General features: G+C 67.0%; 22 protein-coding genes. 11 read left to right on the top strand and 11 right to left on the bottom strand.

Features of this window, described 5'->3' with window-relative positions; all coding sequences use genetic code 11:
• Positions 1 to 265: 265 nt before the first annotated feature.
• Positions 266 to 1,129 carry a DUF302 domain-containing protein gene (locus OM960_RS02515; protein WP_264770985.1) on the bottom strand — a complete coding sequence of 288 codons (864 nt, stop codon included), beginning with the start codon at positions 1,127 to 1,129 and terminating at the stop codon, positions 266 to 268.
• 193 nt (positions 1,130 to 1,322) lie between these two features.
• On the opposite strand from OM960_RS02515, the gene OM960_RS02510 reads away from it, so the two are divergent.
• Positions 1,323 to 2,177 (top strand): glycosyltransferase family 2 protein, encoded by an 855-nt coding sequence (locus OM960_RS02510; RefSeq protein WP_263336034.1) that lies wholly within the window; start codon positions 1,323 to 1,325, stop codon positions 2,175 to 2,177.
• Positions 2,178 to 2,179: 2 nt separating this feature from the next.
• Here OM960_RS02510 and map read toward each other — a convergent pair whose 3' ends face one another.
• Positions 2,180 to 3,010, bottom strand: coding sequence for a type I methionyl aminopeptidase (gene map, locus OM960_RS02505; RefSeq protein WP_264770984.1), 831 nt, complete (start codon positions 3,008 to 3,010; stop codon positions 2,180 to 2,182).
• Between the two features lie 97 nt (positions 3,011 to 3,107).
• Between map and OM960_RS02500 the strand changes: the two genes are divergently transcribed.
• The 4 genes from OM960_RS02500 to OM960_RS02485 are packed head-to-tail and all read left to right on the top strand — an operon-like array spanning position 3,108 to position 6,053.
• Complete coding sequence (locus OM960_RS02500) at positions 3,108 to 3,839, top strand: competence/damage-inducible protein A (protein ID WP_263336040.1); 732 nt, start codon at positions 3,108 to 3,110, stop codon at positions 3,837 to 3,839.
• Positions 3,836 to 4,543 carry a GNAT family N-acetyltransferase gene (locus tag OM960_RS02495; RefSeq protein WP_264770983.1) on the top strand — a complete coding sequence of 236 codons (708 nt, stop codon included), beginning with the start codon at positions 3,836 to 3,838 and terminating at the stop codon, positions 4,541 to 4,543. Before OM960_RS02500 ends, OM960_RS02495 begins: the two co-directional genes overlap by 4 nt.
• Positions 4,544 to 4,560: 17 nt before the next feature.
• Positions 4,561 to 5,136: a peroxidase-related enzyme gene (locus OM960_RS02490; RefSeq protein WP_264770982.1), complete on the top strand. Its 576-nt coding sequence runs from the start codon at positions 4,561 to 4,563 to the stop codon at positions 5,134 to 5,136.
• Positions 5,133 to 6,053, top strand: a complete 921-nt coding sequence (locus OM960_RS02485; RefSeq protein WP_263336046.1) for an OmpA family protein — start codon at positions 5,133 to 5,135, stop codon at positions 6,051 to 6,053. The genes OM960_RS02490 and OM960_RS02485 overlap by 4 nt, the downstream gene beginning before the upstream one ends.
• Positions 6,054 to 6,090: 37 nt before the next feature.
• Here the strand turns inward: OM960_RS02485 and OM960_RS02480 are convergent, their stop codons facing one another.
• The 3 genes from OM960_RS02480 to OM960_RS02470 form a co-directional block, all read right to left on the bottom strand.
• Positions 6,091 to 6,996: a LysR family transcriptional regulator gene (locus tag OM960_RS02480; RefSeq protein WP_263336049.1), complete on the bottom strand. Its 906-nt coding sequence runs from the start codon at positions 6,994 to 6,996 to the stop codon at positions 6,091 to 6,093.
• Positions 6,997 to 7,146: 150 nt separating this feature from the next.
• Positions 7,147 to 9,165: an NADPH-dependent 2,4-dienoyl-CoA reductase gene (locus OM960_RS02475; protein ID WP_264770981.1), complete on the bottom strand. Its 2,019-nt coding sequence runs from the start codon at positions 9,163 to 9,165 to the stop codon at positions 7,147 to 7,149.
• Positions 9,166 to 9,245: 80 nt separating this feature from the next.
• On the bottom strand, positions 9,246 to 10,247 hold the full coding sequence (locus tag OM960_RS02470; RefSeq protein ID WP_264771127.1) for a polyprenyl synthetase family protein: 1,002 nt from the start codon (positions 10,245 to 10,247) through the stop codon (positions 9,246 to 9,248).
• 54 nt (positions 10,248 to 10,301) lie between these two features.
• Between OM960_RS02470 and OM960_RS02465 the strand changes: the two genes are divergently transcribed.
• The 3 genes from OM960_RS02465 (at position 10,302) to OM960_RS02455 (ending at position 11,562) form a co-directional block, all read left to right on the top strand.
• Positions 10,302 to 10,511 carry a putative signal transducing protein gene (locus tag OM960_RS02465; protein ID WP_263336051.1) on the top strand — a complete coding sequence of 70 codons (210 nt, stop codon included), beginning with the start codon at positions 10,302 to 10,304 and terminating at the stop codon, positions 10,509 to 10,511.
• 1 nt (position 10,512) lies between these two features.
• Positions 10,513 to 11,268, top strand: coding sequence for a tRNA1(Val) (adenine(37)-N6)-methyltransferase (locus tag OM960_RS02460; RefSeq protein WP_264770980.1), 756 nt, complete (start codon positions 10,513 to 10,515; stop codon positions 11,266 to 11,268).
• Positions 11,269 to 11,394: 126 nt separating this feature from the next.
• The gene (locus tag OM960_RS02455; RefSeq protein ID WP_263336055.1) at positions 11,395 to 11,562 is read left to right on the top strand and encodes a YdcH family protein; all 168 of its coding nucleotides are present in this window, start codon (positions 11,395 to 11,397) and stop codon (positions 11,560 to 11,562) included.
• 60 nt (positions 11,563 to 11,622) lie between these two features.
• Here the strand turns inward: OM960_RS02455 and gcvA are convergent, their stop codons facing one another.
• The 4 genes from gcvA to OM960_RS02435 form a co-directional block, all read right to left on the bottom strand.
• Positions 11,623 to 12,555, bottom strand: a complete 933-nt coding sequence (gcvA, locus tag OM960_RS02450; protein ID WP_263336056.1) for a transcriptional regulator GcvA — start codon at positions 12,553 to 12,555, stop codon at positions 11,623 to 11,625.
• A gap of 302 nt (positions 12,556 to 12,857) precedes the next feature.
• Positions 12,858 to 13,580 (bottom strand): acetoacetyl-CoA reductase, encoded by a 723-nt coding sequence (phbB, locus tag OM960_RS02445; protein ID WP_264770979.1) that lies wholly within the window; start codon positions 13,578 to 13,580, stop codon positions 12,858 to 12,860.
• Positions 13,581 to 13,687: 107 nt separating this feature from the next.
• Positions 13,688 to 14,863, bottom strand: coding sequence for an acetyl-CoA C-acetyltransferase (locus tag OM960_RS02440; protein WP_264771126.1), 1,176 nt, complete (start codon positions 14,861 to 14,863; stop codon positions 13,688 to 13,690).
• Positions 14,864 to 15,017: 154 nt separating this feature from the next.
• Positions 15,018 to 15,857, bottom strand: a complete 840-nt coding sequence (locus tag OM960_RS02435; RefSeq protein ID WP_263336059.1) for an EAL domain-containing protein — start codon at positions 15,855 to 15,857, stop codon at positions 15,018 to 15,020.
• 101 nt (positions 15,858 to 15,958) lie between these two features.
• Here OM960_RS02435 and OM960_RS02430 point away from each other — a divergent pair, with 101 nt between their 5' ends.
• On the top strand, positions 15,959 to 16,528 hold the full coding sequence (locus OM960_RS02430; protein ID WP_263336061.1) for a DNA-3-methyladenine glycosylase I: 570 nt from the start codon (positions 15,959 to 15,961) through the stop codon (positions 16,526 to 16,528).
• A 71-nt stretch (positions 16,529 to 16,599) separates the two neighbouring features.
• On the opposite strand, the gene OM960_RS02425 is transcribed toward OM960_RS02430, so the two are convergent.
• Positions 16,600 to 17,157: a TlpA family protein disulfide reductase gene (locus OM960_RS02425; protein ID WP_264770978.1), complete on the bottom strand. Its 558-nt coding sequence runs from the start codon at positions 17,155 to 17,157 to the stop codon at positions 16,600 to 16,602.
• A gap of 21 nt (positions 17,158 to 17,178) precedes the next feature.
• Between OM960_RS02425 and argH the strand changes: the two genes are divergently transcribed.
• Positions 17,179 to 18,570: an argininosuccinate lyase gene (gene argH / locus OM960_RS02420; protein WP_264770977.1), complete on the top strand. Its 1,392-nt coding sequence runs from the start codon at positions 17,179 to 17,181 to the stop codon at positions 18,568 to 18,570.
• Positions 18,567 to 18,710, top strand: coding sequence for an argininosuccinate lyase (locus OM960_RS02415; RefSeq protein WP_263336068.1), 144 nt, complete (start codon positions 18,567 to 18,569; stop codon positions 18,708 to 18,710). The genes argH and OM960_RS02415 overlap by 4 nt, the downstream gene beginning before the upstream one ends.
• Before the next feature lie 2 nt (positions 18,711 to 18,712).
• Here OM960_RS02415 and OM960_RS02410 read toward each other — a convergent pair whose 3' ends face one another.
• Positions 18,713 to 19,267, bottom strand: coding sequence for a YqgE/AlgH family protein (locus tag OM960_RS02410; RefSeq protein WP_263336071.1), 555 nt, complete (start codon positions 19,265 to 19,267; stop codon positions 18,713 to 18,715).
• Between the last annotated feature and the right edge of the window lie 24 nt (positions 19,268 to 19,291).

Here is a 19,291-nt window from a genome sequence, read left to right as displayed (position 1 = left end):
GACGAGGTGCTCGAGGAGGGCGGTGAAGTGAAGGTCAAGCTCCTCGACATCGACAAGCACGGCAAGGTCCGGCTCGGCATGAGATGGTCGACCAGGAGATCGGCGACGAGCTCGCGCCCGGGGCGAAGGAAAAGTCCGGCACCGCCGAGGCATGAGGTCTGGCTCAAGCGAACCGAAGGCCCGGGCATCCGCCCGGGCCATTTCGTTTTGCGCTATGCCGGTTCCGTGCCCGTCCGCTTCGGGTTCAAGGCCGTGCGGACGCTGCTCACTCGATGGCGGCCAAGAATGTCGCGGTCAGACGTTCATTCAATGCGGCATGGGGGGGAGCGGATGTGCCGTAATGCAGTTCCGCCAGTGCCGCGATGTCGTTGAAGATGACGACTGATCCGCCATCGGGCGAAGCATAGACCAGTATCTTCTGGCAGAAGGCATCAATGCCAATTGACGGGAAATTCGCCATCGCTACCCCACCGGGCGCGGGACCGCCAAAGAGCAGGAGTACCGCCGGCACGAGTTCGGAACCGAGTTGTTGGGCCTGTGCGGCGTAATCCACTTCCCCGAACCATACCGTATCTGCCTGCGCGGTGATCGCCTCCTTCAGTTTCGCGACCGTCTCCGGGACGCCGTGGGAGGATGCAAGCTCAATGATCCCGTAGTCGAGGGTCAGAGCGGAGGTTTGCACCGGGCGCGGACCGCTTTCGGACATGGCTTGGAGGACGGGCGCGAGGCGGTCATCGAAATCTTCGAGCGCGTTGGTATCGGCGATGCCATGCCGAATCTTCAGAAACTCCGACGAGGTGAAGACGGCGCTGGCTTTTCCGTTATCGTCGAAGGACAGAACTCTGAAGGGCAAGTCCAGGCCGGCGCGGATGTTCGAAGACAGAAGCTGAGTGTTGATCTTGGGGTCGGATAACAATGCCACTCGGGAAGACGGCATTTCGACGCCTGCGGCGGCGGCAAGTCTCGCATGGTCGATCTCGACTACCGGCTCCAGCTGTTCTTCCGCCGCAGCGGTTTTCGCGGCTTCGATCACTGAATCCACGGCTTGCTGAACGGACTGGCCCAGGCTCGCTGTTGCGAGGAAAATCGATGTGCCTGCAGCGAAGGCAATTTGCAAAAACCGCGTCATGAACAATCCCTTTTTGTCAACCAACACGTCGGCTTCCGATCCGCCGTGCTACAATTGATCCTTTAGCCCCGGCACGAGTCAACATTCGCTTCATCCGCCAGGTGAAGCGGTGCGGTCGTGTAGTTGTGCAGTTCCGTCCAGACAGCCCGGATGCGCGCGTGACAGTGCCCAGCGGTTTCGCTATTGCGCCTCCATGAGCGATCTGCCCGCCTCCGCCCGCGTCACCGTCGTCAGCGTCTGCTTCAACAGCATGGCGGTGCTGCCGGACATGCTCGCCTCGGTCCCGGCGGGGACGCCGGTCGTGCTGGTCGACAATGCCTCGACCGATGCGGCCGCCGTCGCGGAACTCGCCGGTGCGCGGGGCGCGCGCCTCGTGCGCAATGCCGAGAACCGCGGCTTCGGTGTCGCCTGCAACCAGGGTGCGGCGCAGGCGGAAACCGAGTTCGTGCTCTTTCTCAATCCCGACGCCCAGCTGATGCCGGACACGCTCGACGAGCTGGTCGCGGCGGCAGAGCGCCATCCGCACGCCTCGGCGATGAACCCGCGCATCGCGGAGGCGGATGGTTCCGCCTATTTCAAGCGCCACAGCCACCTGATGCCGCGCGCCGAGAAGATGCCGCGCGGCTGGCCCGAGGCGGACCGCGAGGTCACGGTCCTGTCCGGCGCCGCGCTCTTCGTGCGGCGGGCGGATTTCGAGGCGGTGGGCGGCTTCGATCCGGAGATATTCCTCTACCACGAGGATGACGACCTCAGCCGCCGGCTGCGTTCCGAGCGTGGGCCGTTGATGTTCGTCCGCGCCGCCTTGGTGCAGCATCTCGGCGGGCGTTCCTCGGTGCGCAGCCCCGAAGTGGCGGCCTTGAAGGCCTGGCACATGGGCCGCTCGCGGGTCTATGCGGCGCGCAAGCATGGCCAGAAGTTCGCCTTCGGCCGGGCGCTGCTTCAGGCGGCGGCGCAGCTCCTGTCGCCGGCGGTCCTTCTGTCGAAGCGCAAGCGCGCCAAGCAATGGGCGTTCTTCCGCGCGGTGCTCGCGAGCCGGAAGCCCGGCTGAGTTCAGCCCTGTGTCGGGTGGAAGCGGCCGGCGGGCGAGAGGGTGAAGATATCGCAGCCATCGGCGGTCACGCCCACCGAATGCTCGAACTGCGCCGAGAGCGACTTGTCGCGCGTTACCGCGGTCCAGTCGTCGGCGAGCACCTTTGTCTCGGGCCGGCCGAGATTGACCATCGGCTCGATGGTGAAGAACATGCCGTCTTCGAGCCGCGGCCCCGTGCCGGCGCGGCCGTAATGCAGGACATTCGGCGGCGCATGGAACACCCGGCCGAGCCCGTGGCCGCAGAAATCGCGCACGACGCTCATCCGCTGCGCCTCGACGTAAGCCTGGATCGCGTAGCCGATGTCGCCGAAGGTGTTGCCGGGGCGCACGGCCTCGATCCCCTTCATCAAAGCATCATGGGTCACTTCGATCAGCCGCTCGGCCTTGCGGCTGAGATTGCCCGCGACATACATCCGGCTGGTGTCGCCGTACCAGCCGTCGACGATTACGGTGACGTCGATGTTGAGGATGTCGCCGTCCTTCAGCACCTTCGGCCCCGGAATCCCGTGGCAGACGACATGGTTGACCGAGATGCAGGAGGCGTGCTGGTAGCCGCGGTAGCCGATCGTCGCGGATTTCGCGCCCGCCGCCTCGACCCGCTCCTCTATGAAGGCATCGAGCGCGCCGGTGGTCACACCGGGCTCAACGAGCGCCGCCACATCGTCGAGAATCTCCGCCGCGAGCCGGCCGGCGCGGTGCATGCCCTCATAGTCAGAAGGCTCATAGATTCTGATCCCGTCCTTGGTCAGACGGCCGCGCGGGTCATCCACGAGCTGCTCCTTCCGCTCCATATCACGCCTAGATAATCAAGGATCGCGGCTTTGGCCAGAGCCGGGGCTTTCCCCGCGCCGCGCGCTTGCCTATAGATTCGATGCGAGAGGTACGATCATGCCCAATCCCACCGCCGCCATCCTGATCATCGGGGACGAGATCCTGTCGGGTCGCACCCGCGACGCCAACATGCACCATCTCGCCGGAGAGCTGACCCGTATCGGGATCACCCTGAAAGAGGTGCGGATGGTCGCCGACGAGAAGCCGGCGATCGTTGCCGCCGTGAACGCGCTGCGCGCCAGCCACGACCATCTCTTCACCTCCGGCGGCATTGGTCCGACCCATGACGACATCACCGCCGATGCGGTGGCGGAGGCCTTCGGTTTGACGCTCGGCATTCGCGAGGACGCCCGCGCGCTCCTCGCCGCGCATTACGACCGCGCCGGGCTTGAATTCAACGCCGCGCGCCAGCGCATGGCGCGGATCCCCGAGGGCGCCAGCCTGATCGAGAACCCGATCTCGATCGCGCCGGGCTTCTCGCTCGGCAATGTCCATGTGCTCGCCGGGGTGCCGAACATCTTCCAGGCGATGGTCGCCTCGCTTCTGCCGCGACTGGCCGGGGGCAAGCCGCTCCTCAGCCAGACGCTCCGGATCGACCAGGGTGAGGGCGTGATCGCCGGGCCGCTCGGGATGCTCGCGGCCGAGTTCGCCGATCTTTCCATCGGCTCCTACCCGTTCATCCAGAACGGCGCCTATGGCGCGAACATCGTGATCCGCGGCAGCGATCCAGCGCGGATCGATCTGGCCATGTCCAAGCTCGCGGCGCTCTTTCCCAAAGGCGGCGCATGAGCGACATTTTTGCGGCGTCGGACGCGACCTGGCCGGCCGCGGCGGTCCATCGCGCGGGCGCCTTTCTCGTGCGCGAGGGGCAGGGCGGCGGCCAGCGCGTCAGTTCCGCAACCGCCGAGGCGGTCTGGGACGCGGCCGATCTCGACGCCGCCGAGGCCATGCAGCGGGACCTCGGCCAGCGGCTCCTGTTCATGGTCCGCCCGGGCGATGAGGCGCTTGACGCCGCGCTGGAGGCGCGCGGCTACCGCGTCGTCGATCCCGTGAACATCTATGCCGCGCCGGTGGCCGAGCTTCTGGCCGAGGTGCCGCCGCTTTCGGCCTTCACGATCTGGCCGCCGCTGGCGATCATGCGCGACCTCTGGGCGGAGGGCGGGATCGGCCCCGGCCGGCTCGCCGTGATGGCGCGTGCCGAGGGGCCGAAGACCACGGTTCTCGGCCGCGTGAACGACCGCGCGGCAGGGACCGCCTTCGTCGCGATCCACCGTGAGACGGCGATGATGCACGCCTTGCAGGTCGTTCCCGAGCAGCGTCGGCAAGGATCCGCCGTCAAGATGATGCGAAAAGCCGCAGCATGGGCGCAAGATCATGGTGCAGAACGGTTTTTGGTGCTTGTTACGGCGGCCAACGCGGAGGCCAACGCGCTCTATTCTTCCCTGGGAATGCGGATTGTGGGACAGTATCACTATCGGTCGAAAGAACCCTGAACAGGCAAGGGGAGCAGTTGACAGACAGAGGCGAACGCCCCACGGCGCTTGATCTACCCATGATCGAGCCACTTCCGGATGCGACCCGGAAGTATTTTGATGTCTGCACCGAAAAGCTCGGCCTCGTTTCCAATGTCCTCAAGGCATATGCTTTCGACGTCGACAAGCTCAACGCTTTTACCGCCATCTACAACGACCTGATGTTGGCCGAGAGCGGGCTGACGAAGCTCGAACGCGAGATGTTCGCGGTCGCGGTCTCGTCGCTCAACCGGTGCTGGTACTGCCAGGTGGCGCACGGTGCCGCCGTCCGCGAGCTGTCGGGCGATCCGGTGCTGGGCGAGGCGCTGGTGATGAACTGGCGCGTCGCGCCGCTGTCGGATCGACAGCGGGCGATGCTGGAGTTTGCCGAAAAGTTGACACATTCATCATCCAGGATCGGCGAGGCAGATCGCCGGATGTTGCGGGATGCGGGCTTTTCCGACCGCGACATCTGGGACATCGCCTCGGTCACGGGGTTTTTCAACATGACCAACCGCATCGCTTCGGCCACTTCGATGGAACCCAACCCTGAGTATCACGGGGCGCATCGATGAAACGGCTCGCGCTCACGCTGCTCCTGCTCGCCCCCGCGGCCCAGGCCGCGCCGACCCTGGCGCTGCCGCCGCAGGCCGCGCGCACGGCCGAGGAGGCGCGCTCCGTCGGCAGCTACGCGCTGCCAGTCGGACCGTGGTCCGCGGGGCGGATCGAAACCCTCGCGACCGAGGGCGAGGTTTCCCGCACCGCCTGGCGCGTTCCCGACCCGGACCTGACCACGATGGGGCTGCTCGCCACCTTGCGCGATCAGCTGCGCGAAGAGGGGTTCGAGGTGCTCTTCGAATGCGACACCGACCGTTGCGGCGGCTTCGACTTCCGCTTCGGCACCCCGGTCCTGGCCGAGCCCGAGATGCATGTCGACCTCGGCGACTTCCGGTTCCTGTCGGCGCGCCGCGGCGCCGAGCCCACGGCCGACTATGTCAGCCTGCTGGTAAGCCGTTCGACCAACGGCGGATATGTCCAGATGACGCGCGTCGGCCCGGCGCTGCCCAAGCCTGCCGAACTGGTGAAGGCGGCCGCGCCCGCCCAACCCGAGGTCGTGCGGCTGCCCGGTGAACTCGACGGCATGGGGCGCATGGTGCTCGACGGTCTGGCCTTCCCGCCCGGAACCGCCAACCTCGCCGACGATCGGTTCGCCTCGATCGAGACCCTCGCTGGCTGGTTGAAGGCGCATCCCGACACCCGCGTCGCGCTGCTTGGTCACACCGATGCGGTCGGCCCGCTCGCGACCAATATCACGCTGTCGCGCGCCCGCGCCGAAGCGGTCATGGAGCGGCTCGTCGCGGTCTATGGCGTTGACAGGGCGCAGCTTTCCGCGGATGGCCTCGGCTATCTCAGCCCCCGCGCCTCGAACCTGACGCCGGAGGGCCGCGCCGAGAACAGACGGGTCGAGGCGATGATCACCTCGACCCGCTGAGAACGTGAAGGCCGTACTCTTTAAGGCACTGCTCGATTTACCAGTTGTCCGGTCCCTTGTCCGAAAAGGACTGGCCCAGGAAATCGATAAAGGCGCGCACCTTCGGCTGCGTGAAGCGCCCAGGCGGATAGACTGCATAGATGCCGAGCGTCTCGACCGGCAGGTCGGGGATCGCATCCTCGACGAGCCCCTTCTTCATCGCGTCGGCGTAGAGGAAGGAGGGAAGGTAGGCGATGCCGAGGCCCGAGATCGCGGCGTTGAGCAGCGACTGGCCGTCGTTGACCGTCAGCCATCCCGCGGTACGGACCTGGCGCTTCTCGCCCGAGGGCGCAGTGATCTTCCAGACGTTGCCGGCGGCCTGGTTGGAATAGTGCAGCAGCTTGTGTTCGTTGAGATCGTCGATCTTATGCGGCCGCCCGTATTTGGCGAAGTAACTCGGCGAGCCGACCATGCGCTTGGCGGTGTCGGTCAGCTTGCGCGCGCGCAGCGTCGAATCCTCAAGCTCGCCGACCCGGATCGCCATGTCGAAGCCTTCCGAGATCAGCTCCACATAGCGGTTGTTCAGAACCATGTTGACGGTGATCTCGGGATATTCGAGCAGGAAGTCCCCGAGGATCGGAGAGAGCAGATTCACCCCGAAATCGGTGGCCACGGAAATCCTCAGCAGGCCGGACGGATCCGATTGCATCGAGGTCACGAGCGCGTCGGCCTCACCCGCGTCGTTGAGCACGCGGCGGGCACGATCGTAATAGGCAAGACCGATCTCGGTGGGCGAGACCCGGCGCGTCGTTCGGTTCAGAAGCCGCGCCCCGAGCCGCGCCTCGAGCGACGAGACGTGTTTCGAGACCGCCGACTTGGAAATTCCCATCTTCTTCGCAGCGTCCGTAAATCCCCCCTGATCAACAACGGTGGCAAATGCCTCCATTTCCGTCAGTCGGTCCATTGTGCACCCGTATTCTACATTGACCACCGCAGCCGACTATCTGGGTCAATTCGGGCAAGAATGCGGAGGCGTGCGGTCAAGACTTAGATTTTGTCGAGACGCGAATGGGCGGCATCTTGCCGATCATCGGCAAGCTTTTGCTGGCGCGCGTCAAATCACCGTTGCGAGACGGGTGCCCTGATCGATCGCACGCTTGGCGTCGAGTTCCGCCGCGACGTCGGCGCCGCCGATGACATGGACCGTGACGCCGGCGCGCGAGAGCGAATCGGCGAGGCGATTCTCGCTTTCCTGCCCGGCGCAAAGGACGACCGTGTCGGCCTCGATCAGGGTCGGATCATGGCGGTCGGGGCCGAAGGTGACGTGAAGCCCCTCGGCATCGATGCGTTCATAGTTCACGCCGCCGAGCATCTTCACGCTCTTGGCCAGGAGCGTGGCGCGGTGGATCCAGCCCGTGGTCTTGCCGAGTGTGCGCCCCGGCTTGCCCGGCTTGCGCTGCATCAGCGTCACTTTCCGCGCGGGTGGGTGCGGGCGCGCCTTGGTGAGACCTCCGCGGACAAGTTCGGGATCGGTCACGCCCCATTCCGACATCCATTCGCGCAGGTCCACGGCCGGGCTTTGCCCCGCCTCGACGAGGAACTCGGCGACATCGAACCCGATTCCGCCGGCGCCGATGACCGCCACTCGCTCCCCGACCGGCGCGCCGGACAGAACGTCGATATAGGAAAGCGTGTTGGCGCCGCCCTGGCCCGCAATCCCCGGATCGCGCGGCCGCACGCCTGTCGCGACGACCACCTCGTCGAAGCCGTCCAGCATGGCCGGCGTCGCCTCGGCCCCTAGCCTCGTCGCGATCCGGCTCTTGCCGAGCATCGTCTCGAACCAGGCGACGAGCCCGTGAAACTCCTCCTTGCCCGGCACCATCTTGGCGAGGTTGAGCTGCCCGCCGATCCGCTCCGCCCTGTCGAAAAGCGTCACCTCATGCCCGCGCTCGTCGAGCGCCAGCGCCGCCGACAGCCCCGCCGGGCCGGCGCCGACGACCGCGATGCGCTTGGTCCGTGCCGCGGGCGCCAGAACCAGCTCGGTTTCGTGGCAGGCCCTGGGATTGACGAGGCAGGACGAGATCCGGCCGGCGAAGGTGTGGTCGAGGCAGGCCTGGTTGCAGGCGATGCAGGGCGCGATCTCTGCCGCGCGCCCGGTCTCGGCCTTCCGCACGAAGTCCGGATCGGCGAGGAAGGGCCGCGCCATCGACACCATGTCGGCGCATCCTTCGGCCAGAACCGCCTCGGCGACCTCGGGCATGTTGATGCGGTTCGAGGTGACGATGGGAATGGCGACCTCGCCCATCAGCTTCTTCGTCACCCAGGCGAAGGCGCGGCGCGGCACGCTGGTGGCGATGGTCGGCACCCGCGCCTCGTGCCAGCCGATGCCGGTATTGAGGATCGACGCCCCGGCGGCCTCGATCGCCTTCGCCAGCGCCACGACCTCATCCCAGCTCTGTCCGTCGGGCACCAGATCCATCAACGAGATCCGGTAGATGAGGATGAAATCCGGTCCCACCGCTGCGCGCACGCGCCGCACCGTCTCGACTGGCAGCCGCATCCGGTTCGCGTGGCTGCCGCCCCAGCAGTCGCTGCGCCGATTGGTGTGCGTGACGAGGAACTGGTTGAGGAAATAGCCCTCCGAGCCCATCACCTCGACGCCATCGTACCCGGCCTCGCGGGCGCGGGCCGCGGCGGTCGCGATATCGGCGATCTGCTTCTCGATCCCGGCCTCGTCGAGCTCGATCGGCGGAAAGGGCGAGATCGGCGACTTGATCGCCGAGGGCGCGACGCAGTTGGGCCCGTAGGCATAGCGGCCGGCATGAAGGATCTGCATCGCGATCCGCCCGCCCTCGGCGTGGACGCGTTCGGTGACCAGCCGGTGATTGGCGATGTCCTCGGGCGTGAAAAGGCCCGCGGCGCCGGGAAACACCCCGCCCTCGCGGTTCGGCGCCATGCCGCCGGTGACCATCAGCGCCACCCCGCCGCGGGCGCGGGCGGCATAGAACTCCGCCACCCGGTTCCAATCCTTCGTCTCCTCCAGATTGGTGTGCATCGACCCCATCAGGACGCGGTTCGGCAGCGTCACATGGCCGAGATCCAGCGGCGCGAGCATATGGGGGTAGAGTGACATGAGGGCTCCTTGCGATGGGGCCACCATGTCCAATGCGCCGGATGCTGTCACGCGGGACGCCGCGTCACGCAGGCGAGGTTTTAATTGACGCGCGCCACCACGTAATCGGCCAGATCGGCAAGCATCGACCGCAGCGCATGATCCGGCAGCACCGCGAGCGCCGCCTTTGCTGTCTGCGCCCAGCCGAGCGCCTCGGCCCGGGTTTCTTCCATCGCGCCGTGGCTGGCGAGAAGCGCCATCGCGTGCTCGAGATCACCCTCGCGCTGGTCGCCCTTCTCGATCACCCGCTTCCAGAACTCTCGCTCCTCGGGCGTGGCCTTCGCCACCGCCTTGATCACCGGCAGCGTCAGCTTGCGTTCGCGGAAATCGTCACCGACATTCTTGCCGATCGTCGTGGTCGAGCCGCCGTAGTCCAGAAGGTCGTCGACGATCTGGAACGCGATGCCGAGCGCGTCGCCATAGGTGAAGAGCGCCCCGACCTGCTCCTCCGGCGCCCCGGCGATCACCCCGCCGACCTCGGTCGCAGCGGAGAAGAGCGCCGCGGTCTTGCCGCGGATCACCTTCATGTAGATCGCCTCGTCGGTCCTGAGATCCTGCGCCGCCGACAGCTGCAGCACCTCGCCCTCGGCGATCGTCGCCGAGGCGTTCGACAGGATGTCGAGCACCCGGAGCGAGCCGGTCTCCACCATGAGCTGGAACGAGCGCGAGAAGAGATAATCCCCGACCAGAACCGAAGACTTGTTGTCCCACAGAAGGTTGGCGGTCGGCCGGCCGCGCCTTTGCGCGCTTTCGTCGACGACGTCGTCATGAAGCAGCGTCGCGGTATGGATGAACTCCACCGTCGCGGCGAGGCGGATGTGGTGGTCGCCCTCGTAGCCACAGAGCCGCGCGGCGGCGAGCGTCAGCATCGGCCGCAGCCGCTTGCCGCCGGCTTCGACGAGATGCGCGGTGACCTCGGGAATGCGCGGCGCGTGCTCGGAGGCCATGCGGCGCCGGATCAGCGCGTTCACGCGCTCCATATCCGCCGCGAGATGGGCGCTCAGCCGGTCGTGAGGTTTCTGCGCGGTCTCGTCCAAACCCATCGTCATCCCGTGGCCACTCGACAAAGCCGTGGCTCTGTTCTTAAGTCTTGGAATATGAAAGAGCTTCTTCGCACCACCGACCCGACCCGGATCGCCTTCGCGACAGCCCTGCTTGAGGCAGAGGGTATAACGGCGTTTCAGATGGACGTCCACATGAGCGTGCTGGAAGGATCCATCGGCATTTTGCCGCGCCGGCTGATGGTGCGGGACGCCGATCACTTCATGGCGACGGCGATCCTGAAGGACAACGGGATCGAGACCTGAGATGTTCGCCGAGGCAGAGCTGACCGACGACGGGTTCCTGAACGGCCGGCTGCGCATCGCCCAGCCGAAGGGTGGCTACCGCGCGGCGATGGACCCGGTCCTCCTAGCCGCCGCCGTGCCGGCGAAGCCCGGCGAGAGCGTGCTGGAGCTTGGCTGCGGCGCGGGCGTGGCGAGTCTTTGCCTCGGCGCCCGTGTGGCCGGGCTTCGCCTGACCGGGCTTGAGCTGCAGGCCGCCTATGCGGCACTGGCACGGCGGAACGCGGACCGCAACGGGCTTTCCTTCGAAGTGGTCGAGGGCGATCTTCAGGCGGTGCCGGCCGCGCTCCGGGCGCAGAGCTTCGATCATGTGATCGCCAATCCGCCCTATTACCCGGCCGGCGGCGGCACCGCCGCCGCCGATCCCGGACGCGAGACCGCGCTACGCGAGGCGACTCCGCTCGCGGTCTGGATGGCTGCGGGTCTCAGGCGACTCAGGCCCGGCGGCTGGCTGACGGTCATCCAGTCGGCGGACCGCCTTCCCGACCTCATCGGCGCGCTCGGTCCCGGTGCCGGCAGCCTCACCCTCCTGCCGATCGCGGCGCGGGCGGGGCGGCCGGCGGGGCGGATCATCCTGCGCGCCCGCAAGGGCGGCCGCGCCCCGTTCCGGCTGCTCGCACCGCTGATTCTGCACGAGGGCGCCGGACACCTCGCCGATGGCGACGATCACACCGCCGCCGCGCGCGCGATCCTTCGCGACGGAGCGGCCATTCAGCTATAGGCCGTTAGCCGCGAGGCAAGGTTTCGCCGTCACAGTCGAAAGGCATGCGATGCGGCATTGTTCCGCGTGACATGGCAAAAGGAATGTGATGGGATTGTGACAAGGTTCACAGGAGAGGAGACAATAATGTCGCTGGGTTCGCACCTGCAGGAACTTCGCAAGAAACACCAAAACCTGTCCGAAGCCGTCGAGGAGGCGCAGCGCCATCCCGGCTATGACGATCTCGCGATCGCCGATATGAAAAAGCAGAAACTGCGGATCAAGGAGGAAATCGCCCGCCTCACCGAGGCCTGATTTCTACGAGTTGCAGCAAGGCGCCGCCCCCGAGCGGCGCCTTTTCTATGTCCAGGCCCATCACGCCGAGGGCACCAGCCGCTTTCCCGCCTCGCAGGCGGACATCGCCGCGGCTTCCTGCAACAGCCAGTCGCGGAAGAGCCTGACATGCGGCCGCTCCTCGGTGCCGGGCAGGCAGAGGAAGCGGTACTGCGCCGCGGTGGTCAGGGCGATCTCGAACGGCGCCACGAGTTGGCCGGACCGGAGCGCGTGATGCGCGAGCGAGAACCGGCCGAGAATCACGCCGGCCCCGCTCAGCGCCGCGTCGATCGCGTGATCGGCCTGCGAAAAGCGCGGACCGCCCGACGGCGGCTCCCCGAGCCCCGCCGCGGCAAACCAGGCCGCCCAGTCGACCGGCGGGCGGATGAAGCTCACATCGTCCTGATGCAGCAGCACGACCTCGCCGAGGTCCTCCGGCCGCGTCATGCGCCGGGCGAGTTCCGGCACCATCATCGGGCTCAGCCATTCGCGGATCAGCGGCACCGAACAGAGCCCGTCATCGGGGCTGGTGCCGAAGCGGATCGCGACATCGACCTCGTCACGGCGCAGATCCATGAGCCGCAGGCTGGCGGCGAAGCGCAGCTCGATCCCGGGATGGGCGCGGGCGAAGTCGAAGAGCCGCGGCGCCAGCCATTTCGCGGTGAAGGCGGGGCCGGCGGTGACGGTCAGGCTCTGGCCCTCGCCGAGCCGCCGCGCGGCCCGCCAGGCGGCGGAGAGCGCCGCGAAGCCCTCGGCGAGCCCCGGCTGCAGGGCGCGGCCGGCCTCGGTCAGCTCCACCGCCCGGTTGAGCCGCCGGAACACCGGCTGGCCGAGATGCTCCTCGAGCGTGCGGATCTGGAACGACAGCGCCGCCGGCGTGACGTTGAGCTCCGCCGCCGCCTTGGCGAAGCTCAGATGCCGGGCCGCCGCCTCGAAGGCGCGGAGCGCGGTCAGCGGGGGCGTGCGGTCGCTCATTCCGGTCAAGTAATACTTGTCTGAAACCCGAAAAACTCTCGTTTGTAGGCAACATTGCAGCGCCTTACATCATGTTCAGTCAAGAAATTTTTGGGAATGGAGGCCGCGATGATCGAAACCGTCCCGACAGCCGAGCACGCCAGGGTCTACGCGGCGGCGCACCGGGCCCGCGCGAGGGCGCTCTCCGACATGGTGCGCGCCCTCTTTTCGGAACCTTCTGCCGCTCGTCCCTTCCGGGTCGTTACGACAGAAGAAGGGGCCGGTCGCACGCAACCGGCCCCTTGCAAACCCTGTGGCTGAGATCAGCCGAAGAACTGCGCCCCGTTGGCCGAGATCGTGGAGCCGTTGATGAACTGCGCGTCATCCGAGGCAAGGAAGGCCACGCAGCGCGCGATTTCCTCGGGTTCGCCCAGTCGGCCGGCAGGGATCTGCGCGATGATCGATTCCCGCACCTTCTCCGGCACCGCCATCACCATCTCGGTGGCGATGTAGCCCGGGCAGACGGCGTTGGCGGTGATCCCGGCGCGGGCGCCCTCCTGCGCGAGGCTGCGCACGATGCCGATGTCGCCCGCCTTGGTGGCGGCATAGTTGACCTGCGCGAACTGGCCCTTCTGGCCGTTCACCGACGAAATCACGATGACGCGGCCGAACTTGCGGTCACGCATACCCGGCCAGACCGGGTGCACGGTGTTGAAGACGCCGGTCAGGTTGGTGTCGATGACCTGCTGCCACTGCTCCGGGCTCATCTTGTGGAACGGCACGTCGCGGGTGATGCCGGCGTTGGCGACCACCACATCGACCGGGCCGAGGTCGGCCTCGACCTTGGCGATGCCCGCCTTAGAAGCTTCGTAGTCGGCGACGTTCCACTTGTAGACCGGAATGCCGGTTTCCTTGTTGAAAGCGGCCGCCGCCTCGTCGTTGCCGGCGTAGTTCGCCGCAACCTTGTAGCCGGCAGCCTTCAGCGCGACGGAGATCGCGGCGCCAATGCCGCGCGAACCGCCAGTGACCAGTGCAACCCTCGACATGATTCCTCCTATTGAGCGAGCCTTCTTGAAATCCTGTTACCGAAACGATTTCGCGGGCGCAACATTATTGCGCCCGCGTTTTTCGCATTTGCAGAAAAAAGTGGGCGTCAGGCGCGTTCGAGGCACATGGCGACACCCATGCCGCCGCCGATGCAGAGCGTGGCGAGGCCCTTCCTGGCACCCGACCGCTTCATCTCGAACAGGAGCGTGTTGAGGATCCGCGCGCCGGAGGCGCCGATCGGGTGGCCGATGGCGATGGCGCCGCCGTTCACGTTGACCTTTGCCGGATCCCAGCCCATGTCCTTGTTGACCGCGCAGGCCTGCGCCGCGAACGCCTCGTTGGCCTCGACGAGGTCGAGGTCGGCCGCCTTCCAGCCGGCCTTCTCGAGCGCCTTGCGGCTCGCGTGGATCGGGCCGACGCCCATGATCGCCGGATCGAGGCCCGCGGTCGCATAGGAAGCGATCCGCGCCAGCGGCGTGAGACCGCGTTTCGCGGCCTCCTCGGCGGACATCAAGAGAACCGCCGCGGCACCGTCATTGATGCCCGAGGCGTTGGCGGCCGTCACCGTGCCGTCCTTGGAGAAGGCGGGGCGCAGCTTCGTCATCGCGTCGATGGTCGCGCCGTGGCGGATGTATTCGTCCTGATCCACCACGATGTCGCCCTTGCGCGTCTTCACGGTGAAGGCCGCGATCTCGTCGGCGAACTTGCCGGCCTTCTGCGCGGCCTCGGCCTTGTTCTGGCTGGCCACCGCGAACTCGTCCTGCATCTCGCGGCTGATCTGCCACTTGGTCGCGACGTTCTCGGCCGTGGTGCCCATGTGGTAGCCGTTGAACGCGTCCCAGAGCCCGTCCTTGATCATCGAATCGATGAACGACATGTCGCCCATCTTCTGGCCCGCGCGCAGATGCGCGACATGGGGGGAAAGCGACATGTTCTCCTGCCCGCCCGCCGCGACGATCGCGGCGTCGCCAAGCTGGATATGCTGGGCCGCGAGCGCCACCGAGCGCAGGCCCGAGCCGCAGACCTGGTTGATCGACCAGGCCGCGCTTTCCTGCGGCAGGCCGGCCTTGATATGGGCCTGCCGGGCCGGGTTCTGGCCCTGGCCCGCGGTCAGGACCTGACCGAGGATCGTCTCGCTGACCTCCGCCTTGTCGATGCCCGCCCGGGCCACGACGGCCTCGAGCACGGCGGCCCCGAGATCATGGGCGGGCGTATTGGCGAAAGAGCCGTTGAAGCTGCCCACGGCGGTGCGGGCGGCGGAGACGATCACGACATTGGTCATAGTCCGGGTCCTCATTCTGGCGCGATTTCCGCGCGAAGACAGGTGAGGCCCTCGCGCCGCTCCGCAGCATGATCAATGGAACGGGCGCGTCAAGCTTAACCGAAAGATTACGTCTCTCAGCCCGCGAAATTCGCAGCATTCGGCCTCTCTCGGATCAGGCGCGCTGCGCAGGTGTCGGGAGCTTCCAGGGAGGCGTCATCGACGGCGCGCCGAAGTAGTAGCCCTGCAGGCAATCCATGCCGATTCCCGTGAGCCAGGCGGCGTCCCGCGCCGTCTCGACGGATTCGGCCACGGCGAACATGTCGAAGTGCCGCGCGAGCGACAGCATGGCCTGAGTGAGAACCTGGTTGTCGGGACTGTCGGCGACTCCCCGGATGAACTGGCCGTCGATCTTCAGGATGTCGAAGTAGAAATCCCGCAGATACCGGAACGAGGTGAACCCCGCCCCGAAATCGTCGAGCGCGAAGGAGATCCCCTCCGACTGCAGGTCGGCCATGAAGACGGCGACCGTGTCCGGCACCAGCATCGCCGACGACTCGGTGATCTCGAGAATCAACCGCTCCGCGACGGTCCGGTCCTCCGACAACCCCTTCCTGAGGATCCGGGTCCAGCGCGGATAGGCGATCGAGCGCGCCGACATGTTGATGGCCAGCCGCAGCGTCGGATCCCGCTTCAGCGCGTTCAAACCCATCTCCAGCGCCAGGCAGTCGAGAATCCGGCCAAGCTCCATGGTCTCGACCCGGTCCATGAACTCCCGCGCCGGAATGATCCGGCCGGTCTCGTCGAGGATCCGGATCAGGCCCTCGTAGAAGGCCGGCGCTCCCGGCAGAGCGGACTGGACGACAGGCTGAAACGCGAGCCGGACATCGCGCCGCTCAACCGCGTCGCGGACCATCGTCAGAACATTCCGGTCGCGCTGGTTGACGGCCGCGCTGAGCGGGCTGTCCTGGGCCGGGTCGGGTGGCGTCTGTCTGAACTTGCCGCGGTCTTGCATCCACAATCTCCTCGCCGTCAGCGCCCAGATTGGGCAAAAGGGGATAACAAGCCGTAAACCGGGACCAAAATTGCCTCGGCACGGCGAAGCCGGAGGGGCCAATGGCAGAACGCTGCGCCTGGTGCGGAACCGAACCGATCTATGTCGACTATCACGATACCGAATGGGGCGCCCCGGAACGCGACCCGCGGGCGCTGTGGGAAAAGCTCGTTCTCGACGGCTTCCAGGCCGGGTTGAGCTGGCTCACGATCCTGAAGAAGCGCGACAATTTCCGCGCCGCGTTCGAAGGCTTCCATCCCGAGACCGTGGCGCTCTGGGGCGAGGCCGATGTCGCCCGGCTCCTCACCGATTCGGGGATCGTGCGCTCGCGCGCCAAGATCGAGGCGACGATCGGCAACGCGCGCGCCTATCTCGCGATCGCCGAGCGCGAGGGCTTCGACCACTTTCTGTGGCGTTATGTCGAGGGCGCGCCGCTCCAGAACCGGTTCCGCGCCATGGCCGAGGTGCCCGCCTCGACCCCGCTGTCCGAACGGATCTCGAAAGACCTGAAGAGGGCCGGCTTCCGCTTCTGCGGCCCGACGATCACCTATGCCTTCATGCAGGCCGTCGGCATGGTCAACGACCACATCGTCACCTGCCCGGCCCATGACCGGGTGGCGCGGCTCGCCTGATCTTCTTCATTGCCTCAATACCCCACGGGGGTCCGGGGGTGTGAAACCCCCGGCGCCCTGTCCGAGGCGCCTCAGCCCCCCGCGAGGAGCGCCGCGACGATGGCTCGCGCGCTCTCGCCGTTCCAGTCCGCGTCGCCCGCCATCCGCGCGATCTCGCGGCCGTCGCGGTCGAGAAGCACGCTGACCGGCAGACCGAAAACGCCCATGTCGCGGGCAAGGTCCTGCTTCGGGTCGAGCAAGACCGGCAGCCCCTCGACCCCGACCTCGCCGAAGAGCCGGGTGATCGCCGGAACCGGGTTGCGGCCGGTGGCGATCGTCACCACCGCGAAGTCCGCGCCGCCGAAATCGCGGTTCAGCGCGTCGAGCGCCGGCAGCTCCGCGCGGCAGGGCGCGCACCAGGTCGCCCAGAAGTTTACCAGCACATACTTGCCGCGCCAGTCGGCCAGCCGGTGCGCGCCGCCCTCGGGATCGGTGAAGGCCACGTCCGGGACCTCGGCCGGCTCGGCATGGAACATCAGCTTCTTCATCGCCCCCTCGCGCAAGGCCTCGAGCTCGGCGGTGCCGGCCAAGGCCGCATTTGCACCGAACGCGAGGGCCGTGTAGAGGACGGCGGACAGAAACCAGCGCATGTGAGCCTCCGGGGGCGAGATATGACCGACAGAAACCAGAACGCGATGTGGGGCGGGCGCTTCGCCGCCGGGCCGGACGCGATCATGGAGGCGATCAACGCCTCGATCGGCTTCGACAAGCGGCTCTTCGCCCAGGACATCGCCGGGTCCCGCGCCCATGCCGCGATGCTCGCGGCGACGGGCATTCTCAGCGATAAAGATGTCGAGGCGATCCGGGAAGGCCTGCTCACGGTCTTGTCAGAGATCGAGACCGGAAAGCTCGCCTTTTCGACCGCGCTCGAGGACATCCACATGAACGTGGAGGCGCGGCTGAAGGAGGTGATCGGCGAACCGGCCGGCCGGCTCCATACCGCGCGGAGCCGCAACGACCAGGTCGCGACCGACTTCCGGCTCTGGGTCCGCGACCAGGCCGACGCCGCGATCGAGGGGCTCACCGCGCTGCAGAAGGCGCTTCTCGCACAGGCCGAGGCGAGGGCCGACTGGGTGATGCCGGGCTTCACCCATCTCCAGACAGCGCAGCCGGTGACCTGGGGCCACCACATGATGGCCTATGTCGAGATGTTCGGCCGTGACGTCACCCGCTTCCGCGACGCGCGCGCCCGGATGAACGAATGCCCCCTTGGTGCCGCCGCGCTCGCCGGCACCTCGTTCCCGATCGACCGCCACATGACCGCCGCGGCGCTCGGCTTCGACCGGCCGATGGCCAATTCGCTCGACGCCGTCTCCGACCGCGATTTCGCGCTGGAGTTTCTCGCCACCGCCTCGATCACCGCGATGCATCTGTCGCGTTTCGCCGAGGAACTGGTGATCTGGTCCTCGGCGCAGTTCCGCTTCGTCGCCCTCTCGGACCGCTTCTCCACCGGCTCCTCGATCATGCCGCAGAAGAAGAACCCCGACGCGGCCGAGCTCATTCGCGCCAAGATCGGCCGGATCATGGGTGCCAATGTCGCGCTGATGATGGTGATGAAGGGGCTGCCCTTGGCCTATTCCAAGGACATGCAGGAGGACAAGGAGCAGGTCTTCGACGCCGCCGACAACCTGATGCTCGCGCTCGCCGCGATGGAGGGGATGGTGCGCGACATGACCGCGAACCGCGCCAACCTCGAGCGCGCCGCCGCCTCGGGTTTCTCGACCGCGACCGACCTCGCCGATTGGCTCGTGCGCGCGCTCGGCCTGCCGTTCCGCGACGCCCATCACGTCACCGGCAGCCTCGTCGCGCTGGCCGAGAAGCAGGGCTGCGACCTGCCGGACCTGAGCCTCGCCGACATGCGGTCGGCCCATGCCGGCATCACCGAGGAAGTCTATACCGTCCTCGGCGTCCACAACTCGGTGGCGAGCCGGCAGAGCTACGGCGGCACCGCGCCGGATCAGGTGCGCGCCCAGATCGCCCGCTGGAAGGAGGCGCTGGCATGAGGGCCCTCATCGCGTCCTTGATCCTGCTCGCGCTGCCCGCCGGCTGCGGCGCCGACGGCCCGCCGAAGCCGCCGGCGGACGAGCCCGCGCCGGGCCTCAGCGTCAGCGGCATGGTCAAGGTCGGGGTTTCGGGCAGCTGACCTCAGGCGTGGCCCGCGGCCGAGGAAAGCGTGAGCGGGTCGACCCCGAGCGTCTTCAGCGCGCGGGTCCACTTGCGCTCGTCCTGGTCGGAGAAGACAAGGTCGGGATTGGCGTCGCAGGTCAGCCAGCCGTTCGAGAGGATCTCGCCTTCGAGCTGCCCCGGCCCCCAGCCCGCATAGCCGAGCGCGAGGATCGATTCCGACGGTCCGCGGCCCTGGGCGATCGCCTCGAGAATGTCGAGCGTCGCGGTCATCCCGAAATGGTCGTCGACCTGAAGCGTCGTGCCCTCGCCGCCGTAATCGGCCGAATGCAGCACGAAGCCGCGGGCATGTTCGACCGGGCCGCCGAAATGCACCCGAATCGCCTTCGAACGGTCTGTGCGGGTGATGCCGAGCTGTTCCTGGAGCTGGTCGAATGACAGGTCGCGCGCGGGTTTGTTGACGATGAGCCCCATCGCGCCATCGCCGGAATGGGCGCAGATGAAGACGACGCTGTGATCGAACCGTGGATCGCCCATTCCGGGCATTGCGATCAGTAACTTGCCACTGAGGTTCATATCGGGACCTCCCGTCTCCAAGAT

The organism is Defluviimonas salinarum, assembly GCF_026013545.1.
GTDB lineage: Bacteria > Pseudomonadota > Alphaproteobacteria > Rhodobacterales > Rhodobacteraceae > Albidovulum > Albidovulum salinarum.
Note: the sequence above shows the minus strand (reverse complement) of the source record. Positions and strands in the feature narration are given on the sequence as shown.

Coding starts and splice junctions, on each gene's coding strand:
- phbB (WP_264770979.1), bottom strand. CDS start 13,580: ATGTCGAGGGTTGCACTGGTCACTGGCGGTTCGCGCGGCATTGGCGCC.
- OM960_RS02470 (WP_264771127.1), bottom strand. CDS start 10,247: ATGGGTTTGGACGAGACCGCGCAGAAACCTCACGACCGGCTGAGCGCC.
- OM960_RS02515 (WP_264770985.1), bottom strand. CDS start 1,129: ATGACGCGGTTTTTGCAAATTGCCTTCGCTGCAGGCACATCGATTTTC.
- OM960_RS02410 (WP_263336071.1), bottom strand. CDS start 19,267: ATGAACCTCAGTGGCAAGTTACTGATCGCAATGCCCGGAATGGGCGAT.
- OM960_RS02475 (WP_264770981.1), bottom strand. CDS start 9,165: ATGTCACTCTACCCCCATATGCTCGCGCCGCTGGATCTCGGCCATGTG.
- OM960_RS02430 (WP_263336061.1), top strand. CDS start 15,959: ATGGCAGAACGCTGCGCCTGGTGCGGAACCGAACCGATCTATGTCGAC.
- OM960_RS02465 (WP_263336051.1), top strand. CDS start 10,302: ATGAAAGAGCTTCTTCGCACCACCGACCCGACCCGGATCGCCTTCGCG.
- argH (WP_264770977.1), top strand. CDS start 17,179: ATGACCGACAGAAACCAGAACGCGATGTGGGGCGGGCGCTTCGCCGCC.
- OM960_RS02480 (WP_263336049.1), bottom strand. CDS start 6,996: ATGGACCGACTGACGGAAATGGAGGCATTTGCCACCGTTGTTGATCAG.
- gcvA (WP_263336056.1), bottom strand. CDS start 12,555: ATGAGCGACCGCACGCCCCCGCTGACCGCGCTCCGCGCCTTCGAGGCG.
- map (WP_264770984.1), bottom strand. CDS start 3,010: ATGGAGCGGAAGGAGCAGCTCGTGGATGACCCGCGCGGCCGTCTGACC.
- OM960_RS02440 (WP_264771126.1), bottom strand. CDS start 14,863: ATGACCAATGTCGTGATCGTCTCCGCCGCCCGCACCGCCGTGGGCAGC.
- OM960_RS02485 (WP_263336046.1), top strand. CDS start 5,133: ATGAAACGGCTCGCGCTCACGCTGCTCCTGCTCGCCCCCGCGGCCCAG.
- OM960_RS02500 (WP_263336040.1), top strand. CDS start 3,108: ATGCCCAATCCCACCGCCGCCATCCTGATCATCGGGGACGAGATCCTG.
- OM960_RS02510 (WP_263336034.1), top strand. CDS start 1,323: ATGAGCGATCTGCCCGCCTCCGCCCGCGTCACCGTCGTCAGCGTCTGC.
- OM960_RS02460 (WP_264770980.1), top strand. CDS start 10,513: ATGTTCGCCGAGGCAGAGCTGACCGACGACGGGTTCCTGAACGGCCGG.
- OM960_RS02425 (WP_264770978.1), bottom strand. CDS start 17,157: ATGCGCTGGTTTCTGTCCGCCGTCCTCTACACGGCCCTCGCGTTCGGT.
- OM960_RS02455 (WP_263336055.1), top strand. CDS start 11,395: ATGTCGCTGGGTTCGCACCTGCAGGAACTTCGCAAGAAACACCAAAAC.
- OM960_RS02495 (WP_264770983.1), top strand. CDS start 3,836: ATGAGCGACATTTTTGCGGCGTCGGACGCGACCTGGCCGGCCGCGGCG.
- OM960_RS02415 (WP_263336068.1), top strand. CDS start 18,567: ATGAGGGCCCTCATCGCGTCCTTGATCCTGCTCGCGCTGCCCGCCGGC.
- OM960_RS02435 (WP_263336059.1), bottom strand. CDS start 15,857: ATGCAAGACCGCGGCAAGTTCAGACAGACGCCACCCGACCCGGCCCAG.